Source organism: Candidatus Protofrankia californiensis (assembly GCF_900634765.1).
GTDB lineage: Bacteria > Actinomycetota > Actinomycetes > Frankiales > Frankiaceae > Protofrankia > Protofrankia californiensis.
In genome coordinates, this window is sequence record NZ_CAAAFT010000025.1 from 15,351 (window position 1) to 21,535 (window position 6,185).

6 protein-coding genes are annotated in these 6,185 nt (G+C 65.1%); 2 read left to right on the forward strand and 4 right to left on the reverse strand.

The genetic code is table 11. From position 1 onward, the window contains the following. Window positions 1-19 precede the first annotated feature (19 nt). Window positions 20-1,024, reverse strand: a complete 1,005-nt coding sequence (locus DD1DGNOD_RS01045; RefSeq protein ID WP_131764670.1) for a hypothetical protein — start codon at window positions 1,022-1,024, stop codon at window positions 20-22. Window positions 1,025-1,200: 176 nt separating this feature from the next. Beyond that, window positions 1,201-1,938, reverse strand: coding sequence for a GAP family protein (locus DD1DGNOD_RS01050; RefSeq protein ID WP_131764669.1), 738 nt, complete (start codon window positions 1,936-1,938; stop codon window positions 1,201-1,203). A 532-nt stretch (window positions 1,939-2,470) separates the two neighbouring features. Here DD1DGNOD_RS01050 and DD1DGNOD_RS01055 point away from each other — a divergent pair. Continuing rightward, window positions 2,471-2,686, forward strand: coding sequence for a DUF397 domain-containing protein (locus DD1DGNOD_RS01055; RefSeq protein ID WP_430827739.1), 216 nt, complete (start codon window positions 2,471-2,473; stop codon window positions 2,684-2,686). 69 nt (window positions 2,687-2,755) lie between these two features. Here DD1DGNOD_RS01055 and DD1DGNOD_RS01060 read toward each other — a convergent pair whose 3' ends face one another. After that, window positions 2,756-3,619: a Scr1 family TA system antitoxin-like transcriptional regulator gene (locus tag DD1DGNOD_RS01060; RefSeq protein WP_131769235.1), complete on the reverse strand. Its 864-nt coding sequence runs from the start codon at window positions 3,617-3,619 to the stop codon at window positions 2,756-2,758. Between the two features lie 618 nt (window positions 3,620-4,237). Between DD1DGNOD_RS01060 and DD1DGNOD_RS01065 the strand changes: the two genes are divergently transcribed. Further along, entirely contained in the window at window positions 4,238-4,744 is a 507-nt protein-coding gene (locus tag DD1DGNOD_RS01065) for an NUDIX domain-containing protein (protein WP_206444999.1), read from the forward strand. A gap of 124 nt (window positions 4,745-4,868) precedes the next feature. On the opposite strand, the gene DD1DGNOD_RS01070 is transcribed toward DD1DGNOD_RS01065, so the two are convergent. Next, entirely contained in the window at window positions 4,869-5,552 is a 684-nt protein-coding gene (locus DD1DGNOD_RS01070) for a DUF4232 domain-containing protein (RefSeq protein WP_165036322.1), read from the reverse strand. Window positions 5,553-6,185: the final 633 nt, after the last annotated feature.

Below are 6,185 nucleotides of genomic sequence, written 5' to 3' on the forward strand. Positions count from 1 at the left end.
TTCTGGTTCCTTCATTCAATCAGCAGGCCGCCTCCGGACGGCATCTCGTCACATCGGCGAGCAGCTGCTCGTAGCACCGTTCCAGCTCCCTGCGGCGGGCGAGCAGCGGTGCAACGAGCTCAGCCAGGCGTTCCCGTTCACGGACGAGGGCCGGGCATCCGCTGCGTTGTGCGTCCTCAACCGTTTTTCGGTCCTCGTCGGTCGCGGCCGACTGCCGGGCCACCTCAGCCAGGACCGCCTGGCAATGGTCAACCTCCTCGGCAGCGGCACGGCACGCTCGGTTCGCCTCGGCGAGCGCCGACCACGCCCGACCCGCATCGGTGTCCCGGCGGGCAATCTCCTCGGCGGTCACCGGCGCGGCGGCCCGTTCATATGCGGCTATCAGCGGATCGACAAGCGTGCGGTGGTGGCAAGCCTGACGATCCGCCTCAGCAGCCTCTGCCACGGCCGCACCGAACTCCGCCTGCCGCTGCGACACGAGGCGTCCGAGACGGGATCGCTCGTTGCGGTTACCAAACCGGTCACCTCGCCAGTCGCCGGAAAGTCTGGCGCGCTGCCTGCGCGCATCCCGCAGTCGTCGCTCAGCGGAGAGCACCTCGGAGGCGGTATGAGCGGCCCTGGCCTTCAGCCGCTGCACCTCGGCGCGCAGCCGGGTAGCCTCGGCAAGATCGGCACGTGCCTTCTCAACCTCCGCGAGGGCGGTAGCCGCGCTGCTGGCAGCCGACCGGCGCCTGTCACGGGCCCGCTCGGCCTCCCGCAATCGGCGTTTGGCATTGTCGAGGTCGGCAGCGAGCTCCTCGACGCGCCGGTCCCGCTCGACGCGCATGCTCGCGGACCGGAAGGCAGGGATGTCGAAACCGGCGAGCCGGCGATCCAGCTCGGTGATCCGCAGTAGTTCAGGGGTTCTCACAAGATCTAGAACCTGCTGCCCGACCTCGTCCCACTGATCCCGCAGCACACGCAGGTCGGCTTCGGCGGTGACCTGCTCGTCTGCCGCGACCTGCTCGACCCATCCCAGCACCATGACCGTCCCCAGGTTGGCCAAGCAGTGATGACCCGCAGCGGACGAACCGTACGCGGCGATGGCGAAGAGAATCAATTATATTACAGATAGTAATAATACTAGCGAACCCGGACCAGCCGCAACGCGATTGGCCGGCGGGCCCTTCACGCCCCGGGTAGCGGTGAACGACTCCGGCGTCAGTCGAGAAGCGTCATGACGCCGGTGAGCAGAAGGTAGATGCCGCCCGCAACAGCAAGAATGATCACAATGCTCCGTCCGTGCCGGTGCATCCACGAGTTGTACGACGTGAGGATCGCGCCGGTCCGGCGCGGAGCGACCAACCGCAGGATGATCGGTATTTCCACCATCTGCAGTACGAGCACGGCACACAGCACAAGGAGCAGCGCGCTGGTCGCGTTGCCCATGTGCGCGTCAGCAATATTCTTGATCGCGCTGACGTAGAGCAAGGAGGGCAGATAGGTGATCAACCCAAGGAGAAAGACACGGCGCGTGCTGTGCCTGATGCCCTCAGGAACCTTCCTCGGCTCGTCCGGATGCTCAGGCCCGTCCGGATGCCCGATATCATCGGTGCGCTCGGGCTCGTGCGGACGTACGGATTCGTCCGGACGTCCGGGCCCGTCCCGCGTGGCTGACCGTGGTCCCCGGTTCAGCCTGAACGCGACATATAGCAGTGCCACCCCGAGAAACACCTCGATGCCACCGCTCGGCGTCGGACGCGACCGCTCGGTCAACCCTGAACCACGCAACGTTACGAGGATCGCGACACCGGCCCCAAGAGTGATACTTGCGGTGCCAGCGAGGTAGGCGAAGGCATGTCGGATCGACGGCGGCTCACCGAGATAGCGCAGGACGATGGCCAGCCCCAGCGGGTAGACACCGGCGGCGAGCGCAAGAAACAGAGCGCTAGTGGCCACGACATGTTCCTGCCGCTGTCAGGATCATCGGCGTTTCCGGTCGACCGGCCGTCCCGTCATCGATTGATCATTTCTTTCTGGTGACTTGCCGTCATCATGAGCTCTCACAGTTCGCTGTGCTCCACCCGGACCGGGTGGGAGATGACAGCGGGTGAGTCCCGAAGGGGACACATGACAACCGCACCCCGAAGTACATCTCGCATATGCACGTGCGGATGACCGTGCTGTATCCTTCCCACGAAGTACGTGCATATGCACACGCTGATGCTCGACCGTCCGGTTGTCCATCCGCGGGGGGAGGAAGCGTGGTCCACGTACGACACAAGCCGCAGGAGCCGCGACGAGGGCTACGACCCGGGATACCCACCGCGTATCCGACACCGGCTCCCAGCAGCGACCCGGGGACTTGGACCTTCCGGGCCGGCTTCCAGACCCCGGATCCGAGAGGAACCTCGGGCGCGGGAAAACATGATCGCGCCGTCTTTGTCCCTCCAACGTGAAGGAGACCGACTTGCCCGGGATCTACAACGGGATGTCCACGACCGCGTTACCGCAGGTCACCTGGAAGAAAAGCCGGCGCAGCAATTCCCAGGGAAACTGCGTGGAGATGGCACGGCTGTCGCCGGAGGTCATCGCGGTCCGCAATTCCAGGGATCCGAACGGCCCGGCTCTGATCTACACCCGCGCTGAGATCGAAGCACTCGTCCTCGGGGCCAAGGATGGCGACTTCGACGAATTCCTACAGTAGCGGTCCGCCAGACCCAGGCCGTACCTTCTCGCACAGGCTGAGGCAGTCCGCCTGCTTCAGCCTGCCTGATCAAAGCTCACTGATGATCGTGTTCAGTACGTCGATGCTGGCGGCGGGAGGCACACTGTCGACACAGAGGCGGTCCATGGCCTCCATGTAGCGGTCCACGTCCTCCCGTTTGTCCAGATAGACCGCGCCGGCGAGTTGTTCGAGGTAGACGACGTCCGGCAGATCCGCTTCGGGAAAGCGAAGGATGGAGAAGGCACCGCCTTCGGCCGCGTGTCCGCCGAAGCGGAAAGGCATGATCTGTAGGCTGAGATTAGGCTGACCCGCCAGTTTGATCAGATGCTCCAGTTGGGCACGCATCACTTTGGGGCCACCCAGCGGACGCCGCAGGGCAGCCTCGTCGATCACCACCCACAATCTGGGGTGCGTCGGCCTTGCGAGCAGCTTCTGACGGTTCATCCGTACGCTGATCCGACGCTCGATGGTGTCGGACCGGACACCACTGTTACCCTGCGTTATAACGGCGCGTGCGTAGTCCTCGGTCTGGAGCAAGCCCGGGATGAACTGGATCTCGTAGGTCCGGATCAGCGTCGCCGCTTCCTCCAGACCTATATACGACTGAAACCAGCTCGGTAGGACGTCGGTGAAATTCTGCCACCAACCCGGCGTGTTGGCTTCGCGGACCAGTGCCATCAGCGGCGCTCTCTCGGCCTCGTCCATGACACCGTAGAGAGTGAGCAGATCGGCCACGTCTCGTTCCTTGAAGCTGACCCGTCCCAACTCCAGTCTGCTGATCTTGGATTCGGAGGCTCGGATGCTGTACCCGGCCTCCTCACGACTGATGCCCTTGTCTTCGCGCAACCGCCGCAACAGGGAGCCGAGGAGAATCCGACGCACCGTGGGACCCCCACCGGACTCAACCGTCATCACAACCCGCCCCCCTTCAGCATCGTCTGAGCACAAGAGTATGACACCCGATCTTCGGGCCCCTACCGGTTCCGGCACCTGCTGCACGTGCACCCGTGCCTTGCATTTGCACGCAACAAACGCCATGATGTGCGAGCAGCCAGACTGGCGTCGCGCAAGTAGGGGGTTCCGGGGAGGCCGTGATGACAACCCACGGACACGCACCCGGTGCTCGGCGACGCCGATGACGCCGTCGTCGAGCACCGGAACAGTGCCCGTCGCCGTGACCACCCGGCGATCCGCGGCTATGGCGGTTCGTTGTCAACATCCCGGCAACGTGGTCGGGAGCCGGTTGACAGAGTTGACAGACCAGTTCACGGACATGACGGTGAGACATTCGTGGTCGCGTTTTCGGGTCGCCGATTCGGGCGCGGAATGTCCCGCTGCCACATGGGGTGGGCCTGAGCGTCGGGCGGTTGCCGGTCCGCGGAACGAGCAGGCAACCGACAGCGCCGACGAGGTATTCAACCGACTACGAGGGGACAGGGAGGTCGCAGGGCGACCCCCCTGGAAGACGGTGTGGGCACATCCGTGGCCTGGTGCCACTGCTGGCGACACCCGCCGAGGGTGGGAGTGGTGATGGTCAACGATGCGGGCCTGGGTATGGGCTTGCCGGTCGACGTCCATGTGCTGATGTGGCGTGTGGATGGGTCGGTTCTGCTCTGTCGTGCCACTGAATCGGATTCACCATGGCGGTTACCGTGGTCCGAGCTGGACGGTGGGGAACCGGCGATCGAGGCTGTGCTGCGTATAGCCGACGAGACCCTGTCGGTGATGACAATGGCGGCTCATGTGTGGCTGGCGCACGTGGCCCATCATCGATTCATCGGTGGCGGCGAACGGCTGGGGCTGTTCTTCCGGCTGACCCACTGGAGCGGGATGCCGACACCGGGCACGGACCCTCGAGTAAGCCGCCTGCAGTGGCATCACCTGAACGCGCTACCGGAGTCCCTGGCAGCCCTCGACCGGGAGGCGTTGGCCCGCTGGCAGGACAACGACATGTATTCCGAGCTGGGATGGAATCCTCAGCGAGTATGCGCTGTCCCGCGGCTGCGGGGTATTGCCGGCGCTCGGGCGTCGTCGTGAATCCGTAACATGGTGAATCCGTAACGTCGTTGAATCCGTGGCGTTGCGGGTCCGTATCGTCGTGAGTCCGTGAGGTGAGCTGCCCGCCGGAGCCGGCGGGCAGCGCCTGCTACCGGGACCGCGTCTACCGGGGCCGTGCCCCAGCGGTTGCGGCCACGACGGGATGCACCTGGAAAGCGTCGCAGATGGTTGTCTGCCGCTCCACCTCCTGGCCACGGGCCTGGTGTGGCGGAACAATGACGAACTTCGCATAGGGCAGGCAGGCGGATTCGTCGCCGGACCTTACAGCCGTCCACTCGACACCGAATGACGCAGCACCCTGCGGTTGGAGGACCACCGTCTCGGGCGGACCCACCCGGAACAGGTTGCCGCCCTCGGACCGGGCTGCGGGCCGCTCCTGCCGGCCGTTGCTGTCCGTGGCGACCACGGACGGGTAGCCGATCATCGAGCACGGCTTGTCCGAGATGTTGGTAAGAACGACGACGAATCCCTGGCGATCGGCGGACGCATTACCCGCGGACGCACCTGCAGCCAATCGCAGACCTGCTTCGGTACACACCGGTGGTGATCCGGGCGCCGGGGTCAACTGGCCGCCGGGACCAGCCGGCGGACGCGGGGAGGAGCCCCCGTCGCTGCCGGTCTGCGCTCTGGTGCCGGCCTCCGCGCCAAGCGGCGCCGCGACCTTCGACGACGCCACCGGTGCCGGCGTTTCGTCGCTGGAACCGCAGGCGGCAGCACCGGCAAGAAACAGCAACCCGACCCCCGTCGCGACGATCCGGGTTGTGCGGGTTCGGGATCTGTTCGCCATACGGCAAGTCTTGCATCGACCGGTCCGCATCCTGGAGGTCGCCCCGGTCGTAGCACCCGTGTAGTGCCGATCGTAACGCCGCCGCGGTGACCCGGCCGGGGTTTCCAGGACGTCGTCAACGCAGTCATCAACAGGGCTCCGCAGCCGTTTCACCGCGGCCGTTCCGCCGCGACCCGCCGTCGTGTGCCAGACCCGCGACCGAGAGCATCCAAGCCGGCTCTATACTCCATTTGTCCTTCTAGGGGGGGTTCACGAAGATCGGAACCTATGGAAGGAGCAGCAAAGCCAGTGATGATCAAAAATGGTTTACGGTGGGGTGTTCCAGCACGATCGTTGGAAGGCAAGGCGGGTCCTCGACGTCACTGCCGGACGGACGATACAGCTGACCGGCCTGACGAACACGGGACCCCACTCCGCCCGGTCGCCGTCCGGCTGCCGGCAATCGTTGCACTTTTCGCTGCTCTTCTTCTGGCCAGTGGGCTCACCGCGTGTAACCCAGCCAAATCCGGTCTGACGGAACTGACCGCCGGTACGGCACCGCCGACCAGCGGCTATCCACGGCCACAACCTTCCGCGACCGGCGGAGCGACACCGATATTTCAAGCACCATCCGTAACATCAACGCTCCTGCCC